General features: G+C 54.9%; 22 protein-coding genes, 3 tRNA genes and 1 riboswitch. Of the genes, 13 read left to right on the forward strand and 12 right to left on the reverse strand.

Annotated features, from left to right (window positions below; genetic code table 11):
- The first annotated feature begins 89 nt into the window (after positions 1-89).
- On the forward strand, positions 90-716 hold the full coding sequence (locus K6123_RS11995; protein WP_221798016.1) for a LysE family translocator: 627 nt from the start codon (positions 90-92) through the stop codon (positions 714-716).
- Positions 717-763: 47 nt separating this feature from the next.
- Here K6123_RS11995 and K6123_RS12000 read toward each other — a convergent pair whose 3' ends face one another.
- The 7 genes from K6123_RS12000 to K6123_RS12030 all read right to left on the reverse strand — a co-directional run bounded on the left by K6123_RS12000 (position 764) and on the right by K6123_RS12030 (position 7,796).
- Positions 764-2,389 (reverse strand): thiamine phosphate synthase, encoded by a 1,626-nt coding sequence (locus K6123_RS12000; RefSeq protein WP_221798017.1) that lies wholly within the window; start codon positions 2,387-2,389, stop codon positions 764-766.
- Positions 2,386-3,222 carry a thiazole synthase gene (locus K6123_RS12005; RefSeq protein ID WP_343223988.1) on the reverse strand — a complete coding sequence of 279 codons (837 nt, stop codon included), beginning with the start codon at positions 3,220-3,222 and terminating at the stop codon, positions 2,386-2,388. Before K6123_RS12005 ends, K6123_RS12000 begins: the two co-directional genes overlap by 4 nt.
- Positions 3,215-3,448 (reverse strand): sulfur carrier protein ThiS, encoded by a 234-nt coding sequence (thiS, locus tag K6123_RS12010; protein ID WP_221798020.1) that lies wholly within the window; start codon positions 3,446-3,448, stop codon positions 3,215-3,217. The genes K6123_RS12005 and thiS overlap by 8 nt, the downstream gene beginning before the upstream one ends.
- On the reverse strand, positions 3,445-4,608 hold the full coding sequence (locus tag K6123_RS12015; protein WP_221798021.1) for an FAD-dependent oxidoreductase: 1,164 nt from the start codon (positions 4,606-4,608) through the stop codon (positions 3,445-3,447). The genes thiS and K6123_RS12015 overlap by 4 nt, the downstream gene beginning before the upstream one ends.
- The gene (gene thiC, locus K6123_RS12020; RefSeq protein WP_221798023.1) at positions 4,601-6,529 is read right to left on the reverse strand and encodes a phosphomethylpyrimidine synthase ThiC; all 1,929 of its coding nucleotides are present in this window, start codon (positions 6,527-6,529) and stop codon (positions 4,601-4,603) included. Before thiC ends, K6123_RS12015 begins: the two co-directional genes overlap by 8 nt.
- A gap of 143 nt (positions 6,530-6,672) precedes the next feature.
- Positions 6,673-6,777: riboswitch (TPP riboswitch) on the reverse strand.
- A gap of 72 nt (positions 6,778-6,849) precedes the next feature.
- Positions 6,850-7,299, reverse strand: a complete 450-nt coding sequence (locus tag K6123_RS12025; RefSeq protein ID WP_221798025.1) for a PaaI family thioesterase — start codon at positions 7,297-7,299, stop codon at positions 6,850-6,852.
- Positions 7,296-7,796 (reverse strand): PaaI family thioesterase, encoded by a 501-nt coding sequence (locus K6123_RS12030; protein ID WP_221798027.1) that lies wholly within the window; start codon positions 7,794-7,796, stop codon positions 7,296-7,298. Before K6123_RS12030 ends, K6123_RS12025 begins: the two co-directional genes overlap by 4 nt.
- A 188-nt stretch (positions 7,797-7,984) precedes the next feature.
- Between K6123_RS12030 and K6123_RS12035 the strand changes: the two genes are divergently transcribed.
- The 4 genes from K6123_RS12035 to K6123_RS12050 all read left to right on the forward strand — a co-directional run bounded on the left by K6123_RS12035 (position 7,985) and on the right by K6123_RS12050 (position 11,681).
- The gene (locus K6123_RS12035; protein WP_221798029.1) at positions 7,985-8,359 is read left to right on the forward strand and encodes a response regulator; all 375 of its coding nucleotides are present in this window, start codon (positions 7,985-7,987) and stop codon (positions 8,357-8,359) included.
- 1 nt (position 8,360) lies between these two features.
- A complete protein-coding gene (locus K6123_RS12040; RefSeq protein ID WP_221798032.1) occupies positions 8,361-8,981 on the forward strand; it encodes a histidine kinase in 621 nt (206 codons plus the stop codon).
- Between the two features lie 2 nt (positions 8,982-8,983).
- The gene (locus K6123_RS12045) at positions 8,984-9,916 is read left to right on the forward strand and encodes a diguanylate cyclase domain-containing protein (RefSeq protein ID WP_221798034.1); all 933 of its coding nucleotides are present in this window, start codon (positions 8,984-8,986) and stop codon (positions 9,914-9,916) included.
- A gap of 115 nt (positions 9,917-10,031) precedes the next feature.
- Complete coding sequence (locus K6123_RS12050) at positions 10,032-11,681, forward strand: alpha-amylase family glycosyl hydrolase (RefSeq protein WP_221798049.1); 1,650 nt, start codon at positions 10,032-10,034, stop codon at positions 11,679-11,681.
- Positions 11,682-11,715: 34 nt separating this feature from the next.
- On the opposite strand, the gene K6123_RS12055 is transcribed toward K6123_RS12050, so the two are convergent.
- Positions 11,716-12,606 (reverse strand): prephenate dehydratase, encoded by an 891-nt coding sequence (locus tag K6123_RS12055; RefSeq protein WP_246624762.1) that lies wholly within the window; start codon positions 12,604-12,606, stop codon positions 11,716-11,718.
- 312 nt (positions 12,607-12,918) lie between these two features.
- Here K6123_RS12055 and K6123_RS12060 point away from each other — a divergent pair, with 312 nt between their 5' ends.
- The 3 genes from K6123_RS12060 to K6123_RS12070 are packed head-to-tail and all read left to right on the forward strand — an operon-like array spanning position 12,919 to position 15,902.
- Positions 12,919-13,842 carry a hypothetical protein gene (locus K6123_RS12060; RefSeq protein ID WP_221798051.1) on the forward strand — a complete coding sequence of 308 codons (924 nt, stop codon included), beginning with the start codon at positions 12,919-12,921 and terminating at the stop codon, positions 13,840-13,842.
- A 21-nt stretch (positions 13,843-13,863) separates the two neighbouring features.
- Positions 13,864-14,673, forward strand: a complete 810-nt coding sequence (locus K6123_RS12065) for an HAD-IIB family hydrolase (protein WP_221798052.1) — start codon at positions 13,864-13,866, stop codon at positions 14,671-14,673.
- A gap of 11 nt (positions 14,674-14,684) precedes the next feature.
- On the forward strand, positions 14,685-15,902 hold the full coding sequence (locus K6123_RS12070; RefSeq protein ID WP_221798054.1) for a glycosyltransferase family protein: 1,218 nt from the start codon (positions 14,685-14,687) through the stop codon (positions 15,900-15,902).
- 59 nt (positions 15,903-15,961) lie between these two features.
- Here K6123_RS12070 and K6123_RS12075 read toward each other — a convergent pair whose 3' ends face one another.
- The 3 genes from K6123_RS12075 to zwf all read right to left on the reverse strand — a co-directional run bounded on the left by K6123_RS12075 (position 15,962) and on the right by zwf (position 20,177).
- The gene (locus K6123_RS12075) at positions 15,962-17,695 is read right to left on the reverse strand and encodes a sugar phosphorylase (RefSeq protein ID WP_221798057.1); all 1,734 of its coding nucleotides are present in this window, start codon (positions 17,693-17,695) and stop codon (positions 15,962-15,964) included.
- 266 nt (positions 17,696-17,961) lie between these two features.
- Positions 17,962-18,663: a 6-phosphogluconolactonase gene (gene pgl, locus K6123_RS12080; RefSeq protein ID WP_221798059.1), complete on the reverse strand. Its 702-nt coding sequence runs from the start codon at positions 18,661-18,663 to the stop codon at positions 17,962-17,964.
- 56 nt (positions 18,664-18,719) lie between these two features.
- On the reverse strand, positions 18,720-20,177 hold the full coding sequence (zwf, locus tag K6123_RS12085; RefSeq protein ID WP_221798060.1) for a glucose-6-phosphate dehydrogenase: 1,458 nt from the start codon (positions 20,175-20,177) through the stop codon (positions 18,720-18,722).
- A gap of 433 nt (positions 20,178-20,610) precedes the next feature.
- Here zwf and galU point away from each other — a divergent pair, with 433 nt between their 5' ends.
- The 5 genes from galU to K6123_RS12110 all read left to right on the forward strand — a co-directional run bounded on the left by galU (position 20,611) and on the right by K6123_RS12110 (position 22,276).
- Complete coding sequence (galU, locus tag K6123_RS12090) at positions 20,611-21,444, forward strand: UTP--glucose-1-phosphate uridylyltransferase GalU (RefSeq protein WP_221798062.1); 834 nt, start codon at positions 20,611-20,613, stop codon at positions 21,442-21,444.
- A gap of 112 nt (positions 21,445-21,556) precedes the next feature.
- Positions 21,557-21,632: transfer RNA gene (locus K6123_RS12095), tRNA-Asn, on the forward strand.
- A gap of 14 nt (positions 21,633-21,646) precedes the next feature.
- Positions 21,647-21,723: transfer RNA gene (locus tag K6123_RS12100), tRNA-Pro, on the forward strand.
- 72 nt (positions 21,724-21,795) lie between these two features.
- Positions 21,796-21,872 (forward strand) — tRNA-Pro (locus tag K6123_RS12105).
- A 164-nt stretch (positions 21,873-22,036) separates the two neighbouring features.
- Positions 22,037-22,276 (forward strand): hypothetical protein, encoded by a 240-nt coding sequence (locus K6123_RS12110; RefSeq protein WP_221798064.1) that lies wholly within the window; start codon positions 22,037-22,039, stop codon positions 22,274-22,276.
- A gap of 89 nt (positions 22,277-22,365) precedes the next feature.
- Here K6123_RS12110 and K6123_RS12115 read toward each other — a convergent pair whose 3' ends face one another.
- Positions 22,366-23,061 carry an FKBP-type peptidyl-prolyl cis-trans isomerase gene (locus K6123_RS12115; protein WP_221798066.1) on the reverse strand — a complete coding sequence of 232 codons (696 nt, stop codon included), beginning with the start codon at positions 23,059-23,061 and terminating at the stop codon, positions 22,366-22,368.
- Positions 23,062-23,535: the final 474 nt, after the last annotated feature.

Raw genomic sequence — 23,535 nt, forward strand, 5'->3', positions numbered from 1 at the left:
CTGCAGCCCGCTTCGTAGCATGATAACGACTCTATTCATCGTCCGATGAGCCAAACCCTGACGCCGGATTCCCGGCCATGTGAATACCCATGTTTTTGAATACCGCCGTGCTGTTGGCTTTTATCCCAACGTTCTTTTTTGTCTCCATTACACCGGGAATGTGTATGACCCTGTCGATGTCGCTGGGCATGACGGTCGGTGTACGTCGCACGCTCTGGATGATGATTGGTGAGCTGGCGGGCGTCGCCCTGGTAGCGACTTCAGCGGTGGTCGGCATTGCTGCCGTGATGCTGAATTTCCCGCTGCTGTTTATGGCCTTCAAAATTGTTGGTGGCCTTTATCTGGCGTATCTCGGCGTCCAGCTGTGGCGATCAAAAGGCAAACTGGCGCTGGCAGCCATGGGCGAACAGCAACGCCAGATTTCCCGCAAGGACCTGGTCTGGCAAGGTTTTATGACAGCGATTGCCAACCCCAAGGGCTGGGCATTTTTTATCGCCCTGTTGCCGCCGTTTATCGATCCGGCCATCAGCATGGTCAGTCAGCTACCGGCACTGATTGCTATTATCCTGTTGCTGGAATTTGTCTGCCTGGTGATTTACGCCAGCGGCGGCAAGAGTCTGGCGTTACTGCTGAAAAACCAGAGTAACGTCAAACTGATTAACCGCTGTGCCGGCACTTTGATGCTGGGTGTGGGCGGCTGGCTGATCGCCAGCTGAGCTCTCCAACCAGGCACACCAACCGAATCAGGCCACAGCAAACAAAACTACCAGCCCGGTTCAAATGCCTGACGAATGGCCTCATAACGCCCTGGCAAACCAGCGTCTGGCATCAAGGCCGTCACAATCGCCACAGAATTGATGCCGCTGTCCAGCACGACTCCGGCATTTTGCTCGGTAATGCCACCGATACAGGTCAGCGGGAAATCACTGTTTTCAGCCACCCAACGGCTGAGTCTGGCAACACCTAATGGAGGATATTTCAACCGCTTTGATAGCGGTGGAAACACCGGCCCAAAGGCAATATAGGAAGGTTTCAGGCTGCGGGCGCGAATGATTTCCCATTCCGTGTGCGTGCTGATTCCCAGGCAGATACCGGCCGCCGCCAGCGCTGGCAAATCTGCCGTCGCCAGATCCTCTTGCCCCAGATGCACGCCCCAGGCGTTTAATTCCAGCGCCAGCTGCCAGTCATCATTGATGTAAAGCGGTACCCCGGCTGCTTCACACAAGCGAATAGCCGCTGCGGTTTCGGCACGATAATCAGTCCCCTGCTGCTTTACCCGCCACTGCAGGGTATCTACGCCCAGCGCCAGCAGCTGCTGCAGCCAGTCGAGATTATCCACCAGCCCGTACATACCTAACGGCCGGTCCAGCTTTGGAAAAACCAGCGGCATCACCACCGTCTCGGGTTCCTCTGGCTGTGTTTCGAGCCTGAGCGGCTGCACCCGAATACCAGCCTGCGTCAGAGCCGGGCCCGCTGTTGCAAAACAATTGTGGTAATCCGCTGGCCGACGCGTCGCCGCCGCCAGACTGGCGGACGCCAGATTCACCGCTTGCAACAGGCTGTCGTACAGGCGTTCGCCTTTGGCCAACGTCGCCGCCAGCGCCGCGGTAAAATGACAGCCACTGCCGTGGGCAGCAATTTCCAGCCGCGGATGCTCTATCACAAATCGGCTCAGCGCCTGCTGCTCCGGTTGCTGACAGTCCTCCGCCGGATAATGAAATACCCAATCCTGCACCAGCGGCATACCGGTATCGGAATACCCCTGCGCTGGAGTCTCGGAATCGCCGCCCGTGATCACCACGGTCGACGGCCCCAGCTTGTGCAGTTGATCTGCGACCTCTGCCAGCGGTAGCGGCTGGCCAGTCTGCCCCCATCCGACTAACCAACGCGCTTCGGACTCGTTCGGCGTGATGATATCGACCAGTGCCAGCAAACGACGCCGCAAGCCAGGCATTTGTTCAGGCAGACCGGCAGCGCCAGAATCGGAAGTTCCCGCCCCCGCTGGATTGACTGCCGTCGCCTTTAACACCGGGTCCCAGACAATTTGCGCCGGACAGTCAGCCAGCACCGTCAGTAACCATTCGAACAAGGCTGCATCTTCCGGCAACCAGCCCAACCGAATCACCGCAGGCCAGCCATCTGCCCGTAGCGCCTGCCATTGCGCCTGAACCTGCTCAAGTGGCACCAGCCAGCTGGCTTGCATACCCAAATGATTCTGCGCGGTAATTGCCAGCACCACACACTGACACTGCACCCCGAGCCGGTTGGCAACGGCGACATCGGCCTGCATACCGGCTCCGGCGGCGGTATCCGAGGCTGTCAGACTCCAGACTAACGGCCGCTCAAGCGGGCCCGCTTCCGTTTCGATAGCGAAAAATGCATCTGTCATGCCTTGCCATCCTGATGCCAGAACGGCAATCCCAGCGTAGGAGTGGAAGCCTGGGCTTGCTGGCGCTCAATCATCAGCCCAGCCTGCCAGGCTTGCCGTCCGCCATTCACGGCGGCGGCAAAGGCGCTGGCCATTTGTACCGGGTCCAGAGCTCTGGCGACGGCGGTATTCAGCAACACGGCATCAAAACCAAGCTCCATTGCCTGCATTGCCTGTGAGGGCTTACCGAGCCCGGCGTCAATCACCATCACGGCCTCCGGCAAACGTTCACGCAGGGTTTTCAGCCCCTGCAGATTCTGCAAGCCCCGACCAGTGCCAATCGGCGCTCCCCAGGGCATTACCGCCGGACAACCGGCATCCAGCAGTTTCTGACACAGCACCAGATCTTCGGTGCAGTACGGCAACACCCGGAAGCCTTGCGCCACCAGCTCCCTGGCCGCCACCAGCAGCTCAAACGGATCCGGCTGCAGGCTATAGTCCTCGCCGATCACTTCGAGCTTGATCCAGCGGCTGCCGAACAATTCACGGGCCATATTGGCCAGCAAAATCGCTTCGCTGGCGCTGTGGCAACCGGCCGTATTCGGCAGCAGAATCGAGCCGCTCTGCTGCAGCCAGTCATCGATCAACTGCCAATGGCCGTTATCTTCAATTTGGCAGGCGGTCTGGCGGCGAACCGAGACGGTAACAAACCCCGGCCCGGCCGCCTGTAACGACTGTCCCATGATGGACGGTGATGGATACAACGACGTACCCAGCCACAAACGGCCGGGAATGACTTCACCATCGATAACCAGATTATCCAGCGCTGGTTCGCTGTTGGTTGGTTCAGCCACCGGTAATTGCTCCCATCACGTCGATCGAATCACCTTCTTCAACACCCGTCGTCGACCAATTTGGCTGACTGACAATCACCTGATTGCGGGCAACCACCATACGTCCCTTGCTACTGGAATCTGGTTCGAGATAGCCCCGGGCGAGCAGCAATTGTTCCAGTGTCATGACTGGCTCACTGCTGTCTGCAGCGAGAACCAGCCACTCGCCGTTAATACGGATTTTCATGCCGGCAGCTCCTGTTGTAATTCCTGCTGTAACTCTTGCTGTAAAGCATGTTGCAGCAGCACAGCATCGACCGAAGCATCGGCCGGGGAGATATCCAGTGGTAGCTGCCATTGCTGTTGCAACTGCAGCAACACTGCCGGTGCCAGCAAATAGCCGTGGCGGAATAGCCCGTTAATCGCCAGCCCCTGCGGAATCTGCCGAATTTCCGGTTGATGCGACGGCAACCCCGGACGCACGTTCGACGACAATTCAATAATGCGGGCTTCTGCCAGTTTGGGAGACAAGGCATAGACGGCACTGAGCATTTCCAGCGCCGACCGTACGCTGACAGGCGAACGGTCGTCCGATTCAATTTCCGTGGCACCCAGGATGTAACGGCCAGCGGATTTCGGCACCAGATAGAGGTGATACCTGGGGTGCAGCAAACGTACTGGTCGCGAAATCACCACGTCCGGCGCTTCGATCCACAACACTTCACCACGCACCCCACGCACCTGCGAATTGGACTGCTTGCCGCCAACACCACGACAGTCGAGCCACTGCTCAGCGGCAACCGGTTGACCATTTACCTGCACATCCACGTCACCAAAGCGGACCTCAGCGTCGTACTGAATCTGGCCACCGAGTTGACGGATGGCCCGCTGTAACAGCACCAGCAGTTGGCGGTTCTCCAGGTGGGATTCCTGAGGCAACCAGAAACCCGACTGAAAGTGGCCGGCCAGTTCAGGCTCCAGCTGATGCAGTTGTTCGCCATTGACCGGCTGCAGCTGCGCCGGGCTACTGATGCCGGCGCGCTGCATGTGCTGGGCAAAATCCGTCAGTTCCGACTGATCCGCCGGATGTGCCACCAGCAAACTGCCACGGTTACCAAAGGGCACGGCTTCACCGGTTTGTTGCTGCAGCTCGGCCAGCCATTGCGGCCATAACAGCCGAGACTGTTTCCCCAGCTCAAACAAACCGGGCGCACACACCGGCAGCTCGGCCCAGGGGGCGATCATGGCGGCAGCGGTATAAGCCGCTGCCGCGGGCGTATGTTCGGACGCCTGTTCAAACAGGTTTACCCGATAGCCCTGCCGAGCCAGCCGCCAGCCCAGCAAGCTGCCCAGCAAGCCAACCCCGGCGATAGCAAATTGGGGCCTGTTTTGCAGTGGATCAGGCATCGGCAGATTCCTCTTTGGCGATGTGATAAATCTCACTGCCAAGTTCGCGGAACTGCTGTGACATCTGTTCCATGCCCTGTTCGGCTGCTTGTGCGGTTTTGGCGGCTTCTTTCGCTGCTTCCACGTCACGAACTTCCTGCGAGATTTTCATCGAGCAGAATTTTGGCCCACACATGGAGCAGAAGTGCGCTACCTTGTGGCCCTCTTTCGGCATGGTTTCATCGTGATAGGCCCGGGCGGTTTCCGGGTCCAGCGCCAGGTTGAACTGGTCTTGCCAGCGGAATTCAAAACGCGCTTTCGACATCGCGTCATCATGCAGCTGGGCACCCGGATGACCCTTGGCCAGATCCGCTGCGTGAGCGGCAATGCGATAGGCAATCAGGCCCTGTTTGACGTCTTCCTTGTTGGGCAAGCCCAGATGCTCTTTCGGCGTCACATAGCACAGCATGGCGCAGCCGTACCAGCCGATCATGGCAGCACCAATACCGGAGGTGAAATGGTCGTAGCCCGGTGCAATGTCGGTGGTCAGTGGTCCAAGGGTGTAGAACGGCGCTTCATGACAATGCTTCAGCTGCTCGTCCATGTTCTCCTTGATCATGTGCATCGGCACGTGGCCCGGACCTTCGATAAAGGTCTGCACGTCGTGTTTCCAGGCGATTTTGGTCAGCTCACCCAGCGTGCGTAGTTCGGCGAACTGGGCTTCGTCGTTGGCATCCGCCACTGAACCCGGCCGCAGGCCATCACCCAGCGAGAAGCAAACGTCGTAGGCTTTCATGATCTCGCAGATGTCTTCGAAGTGTTGGTAGAGGAAGCTTTCGCGATGATGCGCCAGACACCATTTCGCCATGATAGAACCACCACGACTGACAATGCCGGTGACGCGCTTGGCCGTCAGTGGAATATGCGCCAGCCGCACACCCGCGTGAATGGTGAAATAGTCCACGCCCTGCTCCGCCTGCTCGATCAGGGTGTCGCGGAACAGCTCCCAGGTCAGGTCTTCAGCAATGCCACCACACTTCTCTAACGCCTGATACAAAGGCACAGTGCCAATCGGTACCGGCGAGTTACGCAGAATCCATTCGCGGGTTTCGTGAATATTCTGGCCGGTCGACAGATCCATAATGGTATCCGCGCCCCAGTGGGCCGACCACACCAGCTTTTCGACTTCCTCAGCAATCGACGAGGTCACCGCCGAGTTACCAATATTGGCGTTGACCTTGGTGCGGAAATTCCGGCCAATGATCATCGGCTCGGTTTCCGGGTGGTTGATGTTGCACGGAATCACCGCCCGGCCGCGGGCGACTTCGTCACGCACAAATTCCGGCGTGATCACCTTGGGAATCGAAGCGCCCCAGCTCTGACCCGGATGTTGGGTTGCGGTGGCCTCAGCCAGTTGCTGTTCACTCAGACCGAGGTTTTCACGCACGGCGATGTATTCCATTTCCGGAGTGATAATGCCCTGACGGGCGTAATGCAGCTGGGTGACATTTTGGCCAGCTTTGGCCCGACGCGGCTGATGGCCGGTCTGCATGCGATAACTGGCGTAACGCAGGTCCTGTTCACGAGCCTGACTGAAGGCCGAGGTGGGCTGGGTCAGCAGTTCGGTATCGCGGCGTTCGTCAATCCAGTGGCGGCGCAGCTCTGGCAACCCCCGGGTCAGGTCAACCTGGTAATCCGGGTCGGCATACAGACCGGAAGTGTCATACACCCGCACTGGAGCGTTGAATTCCTGTTTGTTGTCGGCCAACGTGGTTGGTGTCAGTTCGATTTCCCGCATGCCCACGCAAACGTCGTCGCGGCGACCATTCACCAGAATACGGTGCGAAGCCGGATAGGCCAACGGTGCCAGTTCAGCATGATCTAACGGGTTATTGGTTTTGCTTGCTGTATTGGTAGCAGATGGTGTTTGAGAATTGCCCATGCTCGATGCCTCTTTAAGATTTAAAGGGATCAGGCTGGCAGCGAATTGGGAGAAAAGAAGCCAGGAAGGCTATGGAGGCACTCGTTGCGCGCGTGGGTTGAAGATCGTTTGTACACGAGACATGCGGCAGATCCCGACCCGAAACGGGTGTCTTTTCTGTTCCCTACGCTGGCACTAACCAGATCAGGTTCAACGGGACCCGCTTACGCGATCTCAGCCTCTCAAATGAGGCACCCCGACAGAATGTTTGGTCATGCTAGGATATTCGCCCGGCGGCGACAAGTTGAATTTGAACCTGTCACAGCCAGTCATTAGCTGTGTTACTCCGCTGGCTTGACCAGAAAATGCGCTCTGGCAGTGGCAATCGGATTGCTGCGTTCGGTTTGCCAGGCAGTAATGGCGACGTTGGCAATCCGACTACCCTGTCGCCACAACTGGCATTCGGCATAGGTTTCCCGATCTCGCCCGGCGCGCAAATAATCAAGCGAAAAGTCGACCACCTTGGGCATCGAAGCTGGCTCGGTTTTGATCAGCAGCTGCAAAGCCGCCGCAAGTTCCATAAAACCACCAATCACGCCGCCGTGAATGGCAGGCAACATTGGATTTCCAATGTTGTCCGGGTTACGCGGTAATACAAATAACAACTCGTCACCAATGCTCTGTACCTTGATGCCAATGGTACGGGCGTAAGGAATGGCATCCGCCAGCTGCTGGTAATCACGGTGCTGTTTCACCAACCGCAGCTGTTCGGCGATATTGATGTTGCTCATGAGGATGCCTCCCTGGCTTTGACGGTTTGGGCAATCAGCTTGTCGAGGTGGACACCGATGCGCATAAACGACGCGGTGGCCTTGGCCACCAGCTCACCGTCGCCACTCTGGATCACCCGGCCTTCCACAAACACCACGTTGTCGCTGGCGCGAATCACTCTGGCATCACAAATCAGATCATGATGAGGCTGGGCCGCACGCATATAGTCGGTGCGCAAATCCAGAGTTGGGCACAGTTCGTAACCGGGCAAGGCGCTGAAAACCGCACACCCACAAGAGGTATCCAGCAAGGTGGTCAGACTGCCGCCATGGACCACTCCGGTATCGGGATTACCCACAATGGCTTCACTGTAGGGCAGCTTGAGTTGGGCGTAACCGTCACCGGCCGCTTCCACCGTCATGCCCAGTTTGTTGCAGTGAGCCAGCACACCTACGAACTGGCGGCAGGCCCACAGGCTTTCTTCCGCTGTTTTATCAGTCTCTTTATTATTTCCCATATCGACACTTTCAAAGTCTATTTTTGAGATACAGGAACAATACGTTCATATTTCCGACGGCACAAGTAGCCACAGACCAACCAAAGCATTGCCGCGCCGCCGATAATTAGTTGGCACCTGTGTTTGCCGATTGGCTAACCGCCGACTATTACTTAAAGACACCCTGCTTCCCCTGATGATGTAACACCATGGCGACCAATGTACTTATTTGTGATGACTCCAGTTTTGCCCGAAAACAGATGGCCAGGGCCATTCCGTTGGGCTGGGAAGTTGAAATCCACTTCGCCAGTGATGGCCTTGAAGGGCTGGAAGCTATCCGGCAAGGCAAAGGGGAAGTGGTTTTTCTTGATCTCACCATGCCCAACCTCGACGGTTACGGCGTACTCGAACACATTCGCCGCGAAGATCTGCCCGCCATGGTCGTGGTGGTTTCCGGAGACATTCAGCCAGATGCCCAGGCGCGGGTAATGAATCTTGGTGCCATGGCCTTCATCAAAAAGCCGATTGATTCGGCCAAGACGGAAGCTGTGTTGACTGAATACGGGATTATGACCAAGGCCTGATATGACGACCCAGATACCTCTCGTAACTCTGAGTGACGACCAGCGCGACTGTTATCAGGAGCTGACCAACGTCGCCATGGGCCAGGCCGCCGACCGACTGGCGCGGTTGCTGGATCATTACGTGGTACTGCCGATTCCACGGGTTAACCTGATCGAAATCAGCGATCTGCGCATGGCCATTGAAGGAGCCCGCGACGGCGATGCCATTTCAGCGGTGTGCCAGGGTTTTATTGGCAACGGCATTGCCGGTGAAGCACTGCTGTTGTTCAACGACACCAGCTACACCGATCTCGCCCGACTGGCCCAGTATCCCGCCAAACTGACCCATCAGGATCAGCTGGAAATGCTGATGGACATCAGCTCGCTGTTGATTGGCGCCTGCATTCAGGGCATCGGTGAACAACTGGAAATCCATTTTAACCAGGGCCACCCGGTGATTCTGGGCCAGCACTGTGATCTCAAGGACATCCTCAACGTCAGCCACCAGAAATGGCGCCGCACGCTGGCGATTGAAATCCACTACACCATGGAAGCCGTCAACGTAAATTGCGACCTGTTGCTGCTGTTTACCGAAGACTCGGTACAACGCCTGAACAAGAAAATTGACTACCTGCTGGATTGATCATGCCGAACTCCAACATAGATATGGGTGACATCCACTGGCTGATGGATATTCTGCAGAATATCGATACCGGCCTGGTGGTACTCGACAAGGATTACAACATCCAGCTCTGGAACGGCTTTATGGACAGCCACAGCGGCATCAGCCCGCAGCTTGCCAAGGGCCGCAACCTGTTCAAGCTGTTCCCGGATATTCCCGAGCAGTGGTTTCGCCAGAAAGCCGAGCCGGTTTTTCAGCTGCGCACCCGCACCTTCACCATCTGGGAACAACGGCCACACCTGTTTCATTTCAAGAATTACCGCCCAATTACCGGCCGTGCCACCTCGATGTACCAGAACACTGCCATTATTCCGCTGGAATCAATCGACCGTTCGATCAATCACATATGCGTGATCATTTACGACGTCACCGACGCCGCACTTGCGCAGCAGGAACTACACCACCAACAACAGGAGATCGCCAAACTGACCTGCGTCGATCACCACACAGGTTTGATGGCCCTGAGCGCCTGGCAACACCAAAGTGCCCGCGAACTGGCCCAGTGTCACCGCGCACCAACTCCGTCGACGATTGCCATTATGGATCTCACCGGTGTTAATCAGCTCGATGACGCCAGCCTTGCCTGCGTGTTTGGCATTGTCAGCCGCGCCTTGCGCCATACCGATATGGCAACCCTGCTCGATCCCAACCACCTGGCAGTGATGCTGCCAGCCAGTGCTGACAGCGATGTGCGCTTTTTTATCGAGCGTATTCGCAAGAGCATCAGCCGCAAGATTCCCACCCTATCCCAACAACATCTGGCCACCGGCATTGCCCAGGCCAACCCGGATTTCAGCCATCTGAATGACTGGCTGCAAGCAGCACAACACGCCATGCAGCAAGCCCGTCAGCAGCAGGCCGAATGGATTTCAGTTCACTCGTCTGCTGCTGAATAGGCTGAACATTGCGGCGGTTCTCACAAGCGTAAGGTTTTTGGTAAAGCCGCAGCGGCTTTAACCAAGGTGTCACGAGTGAACTCTAGCGTTGGCTATTTCGGGCAGGGAAACAGGCATGAGCTGGTGGAAATACGGGGTGGTATATCAGGTTTATCCACGCAGCTTTCAGGATGGTAACGGTGATGGTTGTGGCGACTTGCGTGGCCTGATCAATCGTCTTGATTATCTCAACGACGGCACCGAAAACTCCCTTGGCGTGGACGCCATCTGGCTGTCGCCCATTAATCCTTCGCCGATGCACGACTTCGGCTATGACGTCTCCGATTATCGCGATATCGACCCTGTGTTTGGCACGCTGGCGGACTTTGACGAGTTAGTGCAGCAGGCTCATCAACGCAGCATTCGTATTATTCTGGACCTGGTTCTGAATCACACCTCCCACCAGCATCCCTGGTTTCTGGAAAGCTGCCAACCGGGCTCAGCCAAAGCTGACTGGTATATCTGGCATGAAGGCAAGCAAAGACCGAACAACTGGCAGTCGTGTTTTGGAGGCAGCGGCTGGAGCTGGCATGAGCAACGGCAGGCCTGGTATTACCACTCGTTTTTGCCGCAGCAGCCGGACCTCAACTGGCGCCACCCGGAAGTGGTGGAAGCAATCCGGGAGTTGCTGGATTTCTGGCTCGAACGTGGAGTCGATGGCTTCCGCCTCGATGTGGTGAATTATTATTTCAAGGACCAGCAGCTGCGTAATAATCCGATCGACTGGTTGCGTATCGCCCGCCCCTATGACCGTCAGCATCATCATTTCGATCGCGACCAGCCGGAAATGCATCAGGCGTTACAAGCCATGCGGCAATGGATCGACGCCCACCCGGACCGCATGATGGTCGGCGAAGTTTTTATCGCCGAGACCGATTCTGCCGCCTTGCCTGCCAGTTATTACGGCCAGAACGATCAACTGCATCTTGCCTTTAATCTGGAATTTCTCCGCACGCCCTTCAGTGCCTGGGCGTTTCGGGAGGCGATTCAGCGCTGGGAAGAATTACTCGGACCGAATAACTGGCCTTGCTACACCCTCAGTAACCACGATATCAAACGGCATATTTCCCGCTACGACAAAACCGGTTTTACCCACGACCGTGGCCGTTTATTGGCCTTGCTGTTACTGAGCCTGCGCGGCACTCCCTTTCTCTATTACGGCGAAGAAATTGGCATGCCCGAACAACGGGTACCACGCCAACACCTGCAGGACCCGGTCGGCTTGCGTTACTGGCCATTGCATCCTGGCCGCGACGGCTGTCGGCGGCCGATGATGTGGTCACCCGATCCGGCAGATTTCAGCACGGCTGCCAGCAGCTGGCTACCAAACCAGCCACAACCGGGCATCAGCGTGCAGGAACAGCAATACAACCCGTCCAGCCTGCTGAGCTGGTACCGCCAACTGATCTGGCTGCGGCGCCGCAATGCCACCCTGCAACGGGGCCAGTTGAAATTACTCGACAGTGGCTACGAGGTGCTGGTCTTTATGCGTCATGGCAAAAACCTGCCCGGCTTGTTGGTGGTGCTGAATTTCAGCCACTACCCCATGGTGATGGATTTGCATCAGGGAGCGATTGCCAAAGTGCTGGCCAACAGCCACGAGCGGCTGGAGTTTGAGGAAGGTGATTTGCTCTTACAGCCGTTGCAGGGCCTGATTCTCAAGCCCCGTCAGGATTTTCCGATGCCATCAGCGCTGGCCTGCCAACGTAGCCGCGGCGCGTTCTGACATCTGCAGGCCACGCTGACAAGCTGCGGCCTGTCTAGGGCGCGAACAACTGATCGCGGTAGGAATGTGAGGGATAAATACCAAAGATACGAATATCACGGGCGAAATAGGCCAGTTCGTTAAGCGCCAGCTGCATCTGGGCGTCTTGCGGATGACCCTGAATATCTGCATGGAACAGGCTGGCTTCCATGCTGTTACCATCCATATAGCTTTCCAGTCGCAGCAGGTTTAGACCGTTGGTGGCAAAGCCGCCGAGCGCCTTGTACAAGGCTGCCGGAATGTTGCGCACCGAAAACAACAAGCTGGTGATATAGACAGTGTCTGGCTGGCGCTCTTCGTGTTGATGCTCGCGGGCAAACACCAGAAAACGGGTGGTATTCCCCATCACGTCCTGAAAGTTTTCATGAATCACTTCGAGACCATACAGCTCTGCCGCCAGCGATGAAGCAATCGCCGCCCTCTTGCGGTTATTGCCTGCCGCCAGATTCTGGGCTTCCTGGGCAGTATCCATCGACGGAATGGCCTTCATGCCCAAATTGACAATACGCTGATGACATTGCGCCAGAGCCTGCGGATGCGAAGCCACTTCTTCGATGTCCATCAGGGCGACGCCCGGCAAGGCCAGCAAGCAGTGGTTGACCGGCTCAAAATGCTCGGCAATCGCAAACAAATGAGTCCGCGGAATAATCCGGTAGATCTCCTCGACCCGGCCTGCGGTGGAGTTTTCCAGCGGAATCATGGCCCGCTCGGCCTGGCCGCTGGTGACCAGCTCCAACGCGGACTGGAAATCCTCACAGGGCAAGACTTCCCAATCCGGGAACACCCGGCTACACGCCAAATGGGAATAGGCACCGGCCGTTCCCTGATATGCCACACGGCGAACCATCAATGACTCCTGATTATTCTGGTTTTTATCGTTAATCATATTTTTGCACCAGAACAGGGCGAAAACCCCAAAACCGTGCATCAATTGCGCCAGTAGCGGGCTACCTGTCTATTAACAACGCCGACAGTATGCATCAATTGTGAGCACTGCTCACCTGTTGTTAGCACTGCCAGTGATGCTAAGCCCCTGACCGGGTTTCAGCAGCAGGGATTTTGTGGTGGCAGATATTTGACCGCTTTGACCAGGTCACTGGCACGCAACCTGCTAAGCTATTTATACGTGCTGTTAACCACCACACCAACGCCAGCACTGCCACGCGGCTGTGCAGCGCAAGTATCAAGGTAACTGTTTATGACCGACCTGTGGCCTCTGGAGCGACCGCTGGAAGACAAGACACGCCGGGTTCTGGCGAGCAACCGTTCAGCTTTGCAGGACCTGCCCGAGCCATGGTTACGCCAGTGGGACAGCGTCTGGTTGCCCGTCGCCTGCTGGGTGGCGCAGCAAAAGTTACAGATTGGTGGCGTGCCGATCTTTGGTATTCATGGCGGTCAGGGTTCCGGCAAATCCACTCTCAGTCAGGGATTGGCCAAGCTGTTTCGCGCCGCGCTGGGCTGGAATTGCGTGGTGGTTTCTATCGATGACCTCTACCTCAGCCATGCGGAACGCCAGCAACTGAGCCAAACCGTTCACCCGTTACTGGCGACTCGCGGCGTGCCCGGCACCCACGACGCCGAACTCGGCCAACAACTGTTTCAGCAGCTCAAGAATCTTCACCCGGGTGACCTGCTGGCCATGCCAGCGTTCGACAAGGCTTCGGATGATCGGTTACCGCGCAGCCAGTGGCACCAGTGTGTTGGCCCGGTCGATCTGATTCTGTTTGAAGGCTGGTGTGTTGGCTGCGAAGCCGCCAGCGACGCCAGCCTGCAGACACCGGTCAATGAACTGGAAGCCAGTGAAGATGCCGACGGCCACTGGCGTCAATGGGTCAACCAGCATTTGCAAACCGATTACAAAGCCTGGTTTGCCATGCTCGACAGGCTGATTATGCTGAAAGTACCGGGCATGAATGCGGTACTCGAATGGCGCGGCCAACAGGAGCAGGAAAACCGTCGTAATGCGAAGGGAGCCGATGATCGTTCAATGGATCAGGCGGCGCTAATACGCTTCATCCAGCATTATCAACGGTTGACCGAAAATGCCCTGCAAAACCTGCCCGCCAGCGCCGATCTGGTACTTGAATTAAACAGTGCCCACGCAGTGCACAAGATTCTATAGCCCTAAGCCACAGGAGGCCGTATGACCACTCAGAGCCGCGTTAATCAGCCAGCCATTGCACTGGTGGTAATCACCGATCTGGACGGCACCCTGCTGGACCATTTCAATTACAGCGCGGCGGCCGCCCAACCGGCGCTCAAGCGGCTCAGGAAAATGCACATTCCGGTGGTGTTCAATACCAGCAAGACCTGCGATGAAGTCGCGGGTTTGCGCCATGAGCTGGACAACACAGATCCGTTCGTCTGTGAAAACGGCAGCGTTATTCACATTCCGAAATCCGAAGGCGGCGGTTACAACAGCGAGATTCTTGGCACCAGTTATGTCCAGATTCTCAAGGTATTGCACCACATGCACCAACAGGGCTTCCACTTCCGTGGTTTTAACGACATGCCAGCCTCCGAGGTGGCGGCCCTGACCGGCCTGCCACAAGACAAGGCCTGGCTGTCGAAAAAGCGCGCGGCATCAGAACCCATCATCTGGCACGACTCTGACGACGCCCTGACTGATTTTCGCAACCAGCTGGAAGCAGCCGGGCTGCAACTCACCAAAGGCGGCCGTTTCTATCACGTGATGGGACAGGCCGACAAAGCCTCCGGACTGGCCTTCGCCCGTGATTTTTATCAGCATCTGTGGGATCAACCCGTGAAGGTAGTTGCACTTGGCGACGGTGAAAACGACCGTGCCATGCTGGAAGCCGCCGATTACCCGATTGTTATTCCGGGGGAAAAACAAACCCTGTCAATCGACAACCCAAATGCCGTAACAGCCCCACGCAAGGGGCCAGCGGGATGGAACCACTGCATTATCGAATTGCTTGAAAAACTACAATAAGGAGCCTGTAGATGGCCGATTTTTACCAGAATGGCACGATCACCACTTTGCACAACCTGGTGGACCGTCCACTGGAAGACATGGAAAAGGAGCTACAAAGCTTTTCCCGCGTCCGCCCCATGTCACTGGTTTTGCCCGCCCTGTACTCGGAGTTCCAGGGCCCTGCGATGGGCAATATCATCAACGAAATCTGTGAAGTCCCCTATCTGAACGAAATTGTTGTTGGCCTCGACCGCGCCGACGAAGCCGAATACAAACACGCCAAGGAAGAGCTTTCCCGTCTGCCGCAGCATCACCGGGTACTGTGGAACGATGGCCCGCGCCTGCGCAAGATCGACGCTCTGCTGGAAGAAAAAGGCCTGGCTCCAAAAGAAATGGGCAAAGGTCGTAACGTCTGGTACTGCTACGGCTACGTCCTGGCTTCTGGCCGAGCGGAATCCGTTGCCCTGCACGACTGCGACATTGTCACTTACGACCGCAGCCTGCTGGCACGACTGATTTATCCGGTTGCCAACCCGGGCTTCAACTATGAATTTGCCAAGGGTTATTACACCCGCATCGCCGACGGCAAGATGAACGGCCGTGTCAGCCGCTTGCTGGTCACGCCACTGATTCGGGCGCTGAAAAAGGTGCTCGGCCACCGCGACTATCTGGATTTTCTCGACAGCTTCCGTTACCCGCTGTCTGGCGAATTTTCGATGCGCGTTGACGTATTGAATGACCTGCGTATTCCGAGTGACTGGGGCCTTGAAGTCGGCGTGCTATCGGAAATGAACCGCAACTACAGCACCAACCGCTTGTGCCAGGTTGATATCTGCGACAACTACGACCACAAGCACCAGCCACTGTCGCCGGAAGATGCCGCTGCGGGCCTGTCGAAAATGAGTACCGACATCTGCAAGGCGATTTTCCGCAAGCTGGCCACCCAGGGCGAGGTTTTCACCAATGAAACCTTCCGTACCATCAAGGCCACCTACTTCCGCGTCGCCCTCGACTTTGTTGAGACCTATTACAACGATGCCCGCATGAACGGCCTGGCACTGGATCGCCACAAGGAAGAAGAAGCTGTCGAATTGTTTGCCGAAAACATCATGCGTGCCGGTGAATTTTTCCTCGAGAATCCAATGGAAACGCCTTTTATCCCCAGCTGGAACCGAGTGATTTCGGCAATTCCGGATATCCTGGATCGCCTCTATGAAGCGGTAGAAGAAGACAACGCCCGGGTTTAATGCGTTTAACCCGAGCAATAAAAAACCGGCTAGCGCCGGTTTTTTATTGTCCGTTCAATTTATGCGGGGTCAGTCGTCAGCCAGACCGTCTGATACGGCGCCAGTGTCAGATCCTCCGACTCCAGCACCTGATTGTCACTCAACAAGTCCGCCGTACCTTTCACCAGGAACCCCAATACAGACAAAGGCAGCAACAACTGCCGGTCTGTGACGTTGGAAATCGCGTAAATCACCTGCCCCTTACAGACACTGGTACGCTTCAGGATCAGCACATCCGAACTGATTTTGATCACCTGTTGGCGGGCCGACGGATGGAAGGCCGCCTGGCGACGACGAATGCGGATCATCCGCCGTAGCTGATCAAACACTTCAGCCTGTGGCGAAACCGGGTTGCTTAACAGGCCGTCCAGTTCTTCCTTGTTCCAGATCCGGCGGTTAATGGAACGGGTGCGGCCGGTTTGCTCAACGTGGGCCAGATCGTTCGGGCTGGCCGTCAGGCTATGAATATAAACTGCCGGGATGCCCTGCATCGCCAACATGATTGCCTGCGAACAGAGGAAGCGTGGCACCTGATAATGATCCGGGCCGCGACGGGTGCCCATGCAGGCATCAAACAACGCAATATTGATTTCATACGGGCTTTCGGTGCCATCTGGATTGGCTTTCATGCTCACAAAGCCACCGAACTTGTGCATGCTGTCAATCAGGTTCTGAACCTCATGGGGCGGCAGCAGACCTTCGACCGGTCTCACACCGATACCATCATGGGAAGCGGTGAAATTCAGGTAGGTACAGCCAGGCGGCAGCGGCGGAATATTCAGCACCCACTCCGACAGCACATCGGATTTACCCCGGTTCAGCGCATGCAGCACCAATGGCGGCAAGCCAAACTGGTAAACCATATGGGCTTCGTCGGAATCACCGAAATAACTGATGTTTTCTTTCACCGGCACATTGGTTTCAGTAATCAGCACCACATCGGGTGCCACCTCATCCACCACATCCCGCAGCAATTTGACGAATTCGTGGGTTTCCGGCAAATGAATGCAGTTGGTGCCGATTTGTTTCCACAAATAGGCAATGGCATCCAGACGGATAAAGCGCGAGCCTTTTTCGATGTAAAAGAGTACCACGCAGAGCATTTCGATCAGCACGCGCGGATTGGCGTAGTTGAGGTCAATCTGGTCTTCACTAAACGTCGCCCAAACGTGACGAACACCACGATGGGTGTGTACCGGCGACAACAAGGGCGTATTACGCGGTCGGGTGACCTGACTAACGTCAGTACAAGGGTCTACTTCGATAAAAAAATCGCAGTAAGGCTCGACGTTGGCGATGTAGTCGATAAACCACAGGCTTTCCCGCGAACAGTGGTTGACCACCAGATCAGCCATCAGATCAAAATGCGCGGCGACGTCGGCGACATCATCCCAACTGCCCCAGTCAGGGTTCACCTGACGGTAATCAATCACTGAAAAACCGTCGTCCGAGCTATAGGGGAAAAACGGCAGCAGATGCACCGCATTAACCGTGTCTGCCAGCTGGCTCTGCAAAAACTTGCTGAGGGTATTAAACGGCATTTCACCCGGCTGCTGGATGCTGTTGCCATAGGTGATCAGAATAACGTCCTGCTCATCCCACAAATGGCCATCCTGACGTTCCCTCTGCTGGTAGCACTCCTGAAACTTGCAACACAAGCGCTCAATGGCACAAGCAGTCTCCTCAACCACAACGTCATTTTTGTATATTCGAGTCAGACGTTGCAGCAACTTGCCTTTCAGGTCATTGGCCATGCGATAGATATCCTGCTTTGTTATCCGTTATGACTCTAACTCTAGCCAATGTTGTGCCACTTCCTGCCAACACCCGGACTCTGATCAAGTGCCTCTTGCACCACGAATGCCCCGTTCGTTCCCGATTCAAACGAGGGCTGACCCGCGCTTCGCACCCTTGAGATGCATTTTCATTCAAATGCAGCACCAGAAAACTTCACAACAAAACAAAGCGCACTAATAACGAACATTCTTCATGTTCGTTATTGCTCCTGCACATTTAGCTCTCAAACTGTCCGATAAATGCTCAAAGGTACTTCCGACTGGAACAGCAGCGTGCGAATCGGCATCGCTGCCAGGTTCTGTTTTTCGGTTGGCGTGCAGGCCTGCGCGTAAACCCGGTTTTTTTCCTCGCCTTCGAAATGCAGAAACAGCTTCTGGCAACGACTGAGCATCGACCAGGTCAACGTCATACGCGGATGATTGAGTTCACTATCCATCACCGGACAACTCCAGGCCGCGCCAGCTTCGTTCATACAGGCGTCTAATGCTTTTGAATGCGGAAACCAGGATGCGGTATGCCCGTCATTGCCCATGCCAAGAACTGCCACATCCAGATTGATGATTTGTTCATGCAACCGGTTTTCGCACTCCATAAAGCCATCCACAGGCGTTTTGGCGGCATTTTTCAACGGTAAAAAATAAGCCGCTGCGGCTTTGTTGCGAAGCAGGTGTTGACGTACCAGAGCAGCGTTGCTGTCCGGGCTGGTCTCATCAACCCAACGTTCGTCCACCAGAGTCACCAGAATTTTGCCCCAGGGAATATTCTGCTCGCTTAACAGTTCAAAAAAGCGCTGCGGGGTTTTGCCACCACTGACCGCCAGGCAAGCCCTGCCCTTGTCTGCTACCCGCTCAGCCAACTGATCAGCAACGGCCTCAGCCAGCTGTCGCGCCAGTACTTCGGAGGATTCATAACGATTGTCACTCATAGCGCTCTCCCAGGCTCGCAGGATCACCAACGGCCTGTTATTCAATTCGGTGGTAGCTAGCTGTTTTCAACCCATAACCGGCCATCCTGGGCCAGCAGCAGAGTTGATGCGGCGGGCCCCCAGGTGCCTGCGGTGTAGGGCTCCGGGCGCAAATCTATCTCGTTCCAGTGCTGGATAATAGGGTCTACCCAACGCCAGGCTTCCATTAATTCATCGTCCCGCACAAACAAGGTAGCATTGCTGCATAGGGCATCAAACAATAACCGTTCATAGGCTTCCGGCACCCGGGTTTTACGATGATTGGCCGGGTTCAGACTGAGATTCATTGGCCGCACGCTCATGCCAGGGCCAACCCGCTTTTCACACAACATCAAGCGCACACCATCGTCCGGCTGCAGCCGGAACACCAGCTTGTTGGCCATGGTGTTTTTATGCTGCATGGGAAAAATGGAATGTGGAATTTCCTTGAAGCTGACAACGATTTCGGTCACGCGCTCCGACAAACGTTTGCCGGTACGCAGATAAAATGGCACCCCGGCCCAACGCCAGTTATCAATTTCCACCTTGGCAGCGACAAAGGTTTCCGTATTGCTTTTATGATGAACGTCAGGCTCTTCCCGATATGGAGGTACCGGCTTGCCCTGCGAAACCCCGGCATCGTACTGACCACGCACGACATGGCGATGGATGGCGTCACCAACGATGGGTTTGAGCGCCCGCAAGACTTTGACTTTTTCATCCCGTACCGCGTCCGTTTCAAGCCTGGCAGGCGGTTCCATCGCGACAATGCAGAGCAATTGCAACAGGTGGTTCTGGAACATGTCACGCATGGCCCCGACCTGCTCATAAAAGCCGGCGCGCTTTTCGACACCAATGGATTCGGCAATGGTGATTTCAATATGATCGATAAAATGCTGATTCCACTGGGACTCGAACAGCGAATTGGCAAAGCGCAAAACCAGCAGATTCTGTACGGTTTCCTTACCCAGATAATGATCAATTCGATAAATCTGCGACTCGCTGAAATATTCCGCGACAGATTCGTTAATGGCTTTGGCGGACTGCAGATCATGTCCAATAGGTTTTTCCAGCACCACTTTCGAGCGACTGCCAATCAACCCGGCGGTTGACAGTCCTCGGCAGACCGGCAAAAACAGGTTAGAGCCTGTGGCCAGATAAAATACCCGGTTAACATCATCCGACGATAAAGCGGCCGCCAGAGCGTCGTAATCATCAGGATTATCCGCGTCCAGACACACCAGTTGCAGCTTACTGGCAAAACCATCCCACACGGCTTCTTCGAGATATTCACTGGCAACATGGGTTTTCAAGGCTGCCAATACCCAGTCGATAAAAGCCACTGATTCCATTTCGCGGCGGGAAATACAGACCACCCGGCCATCTGGCAGCCGTCCATCACGATGTAACAGATAGAGCGCGGGCAACAACTTGCGTTGTGACAGATCGCCCGTACCACCAAACAGGACCAACTCAAAGGGTGACTCAATTTGCATGCGTACCTCCTGGTTTGCCGTGAGACGTCACGTCAGATTCGCGCCTGCCTTTCGCCTATTTTTCGTCTACTTTTCATTCATATCAAAGAATAGGCCAAGCCTGACGGGCTATGGTGACAGTAACAAGTTCAACCGCAGACAACACCGCGATTGGCCCGCACAACCAGACAAAGTCCGCAAAACTGATGCAAAAAAGCGCCGTTCAATTCATCTCTACCCAGAACCCGGCATGACAGATGCTTTATCAAAAGAGCATAATGACGTCACGCGGCGGGAAATTCTCCCAGCTCCTGGACAGTGGAGCGAGCAATGCGGAATCACGTCACAAAACATTCAGCCAACAAGAAGGACAGGCTGTTCTCGTTATTGACATAATCTGCCAGTAAACTCGCCGCCAAACCCAAACTGCTAGTAAAATTTGAAGGATCAACACATGGTTCGTAAATGTCTGTTCCCGGTTGCCGGTTATGGCACCCGCTTCCTCCCCGCTACCAAAGCAATGCCAAAAGAAATGCTGCCTGTGGTCAACAAACCACTGGTGCAATATGGCGTAGAAGAAGCTCACGCAGCCGGCATGACAATGATGGGGTTCATCACCGGTCGCGGTAAACGTTCAATTGCTGACCACTTCGACATCAGCTATGAGCTGGAAAACGAAATCAAGGGCAGCAGCAAGGAAGAGCTGATCCTGCCTATTCGTAAACTGATGGTCGAAAACGAATTCGCCTACAAGCGTCAGAATGAAATGAAAGGCCTGGGTCACGCCGTATTGTGTGGCCAATACCTGATGGGTGACGAGCCATTCGGCATGATCCTGGCCGATGACCTTTGCGTTGCCGACGAAGGCGACGAAGGCGTTATGACCCAGATGGTCAAGATTCACGAAAAGTATGGCTGTTCCGTGGTTGCCGTGCAGGAAGTTCCTGAAGAAACCATTCATAAATACGGTGTGATTGCTGGTGAAGAAATCGAGCCTGGCGTCTACCGTGTCAGCAACATGGTTGAAAAGCCAGCCCGCGAAGATGCTCCGAGCAACCTGGCCATTATCGGCCGTTACATCCTGACTCCTGACATCTTCGACAAGATCAAGGCCACCTCTGCTGGCGTCAATGGTGAAATTCAGATCACTGACGCTCTGCTGAAACAGGCTCAGGAAGGCAACGTCATCGCCTATAAATTCCGTGGCCGTCGTTTCGATTGCGGCAGCATTGATGGCTTCGTTGAAGCGACCAACTACGTCTACGAAAACATCTTCAAGAAAGGCTGATCTTTTCCTGAAGCGCGAAAATCCCGAAATCTAAAAATTTCGGGATTTTTTAAAAAAGCGATTGACGAAAGAAACTGCCATACGTAATATTCGTCTCGCTGTTGAGAGACATTCCCCGATAGCTCAGTCGGTAGAGCAGTAGACTGTTAATCTATTGGTCGCTGGTTCAAGTCCAGCTCGGGGAGCCACTCAACAATTTGTTCGGGGTATAGCGCAGTCTGGTAGCGCGCCTGGTTTGGGACCAGGATGTCGGGAGTTCGAATCTCTCTACCCCGACCAAACAGTTAAATTGTCGTTTCGACAACATTCCTCAAGCAGATCTAAACAAGATTCCAGCTTCAGAATGATATTCGGGGTATAGCGCAGTCTGGTAGCGCGCCTGGTTTGGGACCAGGATGTCGGGAGTTCGAATCTCTCTACCCCGACCATAAAATCATTCACATCTCTTCACAGCACCATCAGTTACATCATTATTGACCTAACTCTCGATATAGAGTGCCAGTTGTAACAAACACGCCTTTTTGTCTTCACCAAATTCCAGTAGCCTGACACCACTAACTTACTATCAACCCAGTAGTATCGGTGGATGCCCATGTCTCGTTTGGCCCGGTCTGTACAGTTTCCCGTTGCATGCCCTGAATGCAATGCCAATACCGCCTACTCCCTCGAAAAACTGAACCATCTTAAACAAGTGAGTTGTCGCCATTGCCAGCATGAATTCCCACTCACCGAGCAATTCAAACGCCAGACAGGCAAAATACTCAGAGATCTGGAAGGGTATGTTGAAATGCCCGACGAGGCAGAAACTGAAGAAGAACGTGAACCCGGTTAAATCTAACGATCACTACATAGAAACCGAACACCCGCCCAGATTACAGACATAAAAAAAGCCGCATCAGCGGCTTTTTTTATTGCAGCAACTTAGTTACCAGCAATATCCAGCAACTCAACTTCGAAAATCAAGGCAGAGTTGGCAGGAATTTTAGGGCTTGGGCTGCGAGCGCCATAAGCCAGATCAGCAGGGATGAAGAACTTGAACTTCTCACCCACTTTCATCAGCTGAACGCCTTCAGTCCAACCAGGAATTACGTTACCCAGCGGGAATTCGATTGGCTCGCCACGCTCAACAGAGCTGTCAAATACAGTGCCATCGATCAGGGTGCCATGGTAGTGAACTTTTACAGTATCAGCCGCAGTAGGCTGTGGCGCATCGCCATCAACCGCAGTCATTACTTCGTACTGCAGACCAGAAGCAGTTACAGTCACGCCATCTTTCTTGGCATTTTCAGCCAGGAAATCTTCGCTCGCCTTGGCAGTTGCATCGCTCAGAGCCTGCTGCTTACGCATCTGATCTTCGCGAATCTTCTCGAAAGCCGCCTGAATAACTTCATCACCAATCTGAGGCTCAGCCTTGGCCAAAGCATCCTTGATGCCAGCCGCAACCGCATCAGCGTTCATTTCAACATCTTCTTGAGACAATTGACGACCGATATTCAGACCAACGCCATAGCTTGCCTGGTCGATGTGGTTTTCCAACTTCACTTTTTCCTCCTGACCACAAGCGGCCAAAAACAATGTACCCAGCAACACTACAGGTACAGACTTAACTAATTTCATGCTTGTCTCTCGTGTTGATTGAACGATTGCCCAAGTAGGCAACACTACCCCCGAAAGGTTTCAATTGAGAGGCAGCGGCTCCAGAGCGGACAGCCATCCTACACAAAGCAGCGCCCGTCTAACAGGCATAATGGCCAAGTTTCGCGCGCCGATCGCATTCGCGATGAATATTTGCACAAACCTGCAATTCAGCCGCCGACAAGGAGGTCGCCACCTGGCATTGATAATTGCGATGACGGAGATCCCGATCCGACAGCGCCTGCATACCCTTGTCACAAGCCGCCAGTAACAGGCTACTGATCAAACACAAAGTAATAGTCAGAGATTTCAAAGGCATCATTCACCAACAAAGCAACGTTCAGACCAGCCACAACGCCAGTCAACACCACCATTCCATTGGTCCAGAATAGCAGCCCAACGCAGCCTTGCTGAAAATTTCCTAAGCCGTTGAAATGAATCGCAAAAAAACATTGA

The organism is Oceanobacter mangrovi, from assembly GCF_019740315.1.
GTDB lineage: Bacteria > Pseudomonadota > Gammaproteobacteria > Pseudomonadales > Oceanobacteraceae > Oceanobacter > Oceanobacter mangrovi.

Excerpts from the sequence above, each read along its gene's own strand:
- K6123_RS11995 (WP_221798016.1), top strand. The coding sequence starts at position 90 with ATGTTTTTGAATACCGCCGTGCTGTTGGCTTTTATCCCAACGTTCTTT.
- K6123_RS12000 (WP_221798017.1), bottom strand. The coding sequence starts at position 2,389 with ATGACAGATGCATTTTTCGCTATCGAAACGGAAGCGGGCCCGCTTGAG.
- thiS (WP_221798020.1), bottom strand. The coding sequence starts at position 3,448 with ATGAAAATCCGTATTAACGGCGAGTGGCTGGTTCTCGCTGCAGACAGC.
- K6123_RS12015 (WP_221798021.1), bottom strand. The coding sequence starts at position 4,608 with ATGCCTGATCCACTGCAAAACAGGCCCCAATTTGCTATCGCCGGGGTT.
- thiC (WP_221798023.1), bottom strand. The coding sequence starts at position 6,529 with ATGGGCAATTCTCAAACACCATCTGCTACCAATACAGCAAGCAAAACC.
- K6123_RS12025 (WP_221798025.1), bottom strand. The coding sequence starts at position 7,299 with ATGAGCAACATCAATATCGCCGAACAGCTGCGGTTGGTGAAACAGCAC.
- K6123_RS12030 (WP_221798027.1), bottom strand. The coding sequence starts at position 7,796 with ATGGGAAATAATAAAGAGACTGATAAAACAGCGGAAGAAAGCCTGTGG.
- K6123_RS12035 (WP_221798029.1), top strand. The coding sequence starts at position 7,985 with ATGGCGACCAATGTACTTATTTGTGATGACTCCAGTTTTGCCCGAAAA.
- K6123_RS12040 (WP_221798032.1), top strand. The coding sequence starts at position 8,361 with ATGACGACCCAGATACCTCTCGTAACTCTGAGTGACGACCAGCGCGAC.
- K6123_RS12045 (WP_221798034.1), top strand. The coding sequence starts at position 8,984 with ATGCCGAACTCCAACATAGATATGGGTGACATCCACTGGCTGATGGAT.
- K6123_RS12050 (WP_221798049.1), top strand. The coding sequence starts at position 10,032 with ATGAGCTGGTGGAAATACGGGGTGGTATATCAGGTTTATCCACGCAGC.
- K6123_RS12055 (WP_246624762.1), bottom strand. The coding sequence starts at position 12,606 with ATGATTAACGATAAAAACCAGAATAATCAGGAGTCATTGATGGTTCGC.
- K6123_RS12060 (WP_221798051.1), top strand. The coding sequence starts at position 12,919 with ATGACCGACCTGTGGCCTCTGGAGCGACCGCTGGAAGACAAGACACGC.
- K6123_RS12065 (WP_221798052.1), top strand. The coding sequence starts at position 13,864 with ATGACCACTCAGAGCCGCGTTAATCAGCCAGCCATTGCACTGGTGGTA.
- K6123_RS12070 (WP_221798054.1), top strand. The coding sequence starts at position 14,685 with ATGGCCGATTTTTACCAGAATGGCACGATCACCACTTTGCACAACCTG.
- K6123_RS12075 (WP_221798057.1), bottom strand. The coding sequence starts at position 17,695 with ATGGCCAATGACCTGAAAGGCAAGTTGCTGCAACGTCTGACTCGAATA.
- pgl (WP_221798059.1), bottom strand. The coding sequence starts at position 18,663 with ATGAGTGACAATCGTTATGAATCCTCCGAAGTACTGGCGCGACAGCTG.
- zwf (WP_221798060.1), bottom strand. The coding sequence starts at position 20,177 with ATGCAAATTGAGTCACCCTTTGAGTTGGTCCTGTTTGGTGGTACGGGC.
- galU (WP_221798062.1), top strand. The coding sequence starts at position 20,611 with ATGGTTCGTAAATGTCTGTTCCCGGTTGCCGGTTATGGCACCCGCTTC.
- K6123_RS12110 (WP_221798064.1), top strand. The coding sequence starts at position 22,037 with ATGTCTCGTTTGGCCCGGTCTGTACAGTTTCCCGTTGCATGCCCTGAA.
- K6123_RS12115 (WP_221798066.1), bottom strand. The coding sequence starts at position 23,061 with ATGAAATTAGTTAAGTCTGTACCTGTAGTGTTGCTGGGTACATTGTTT.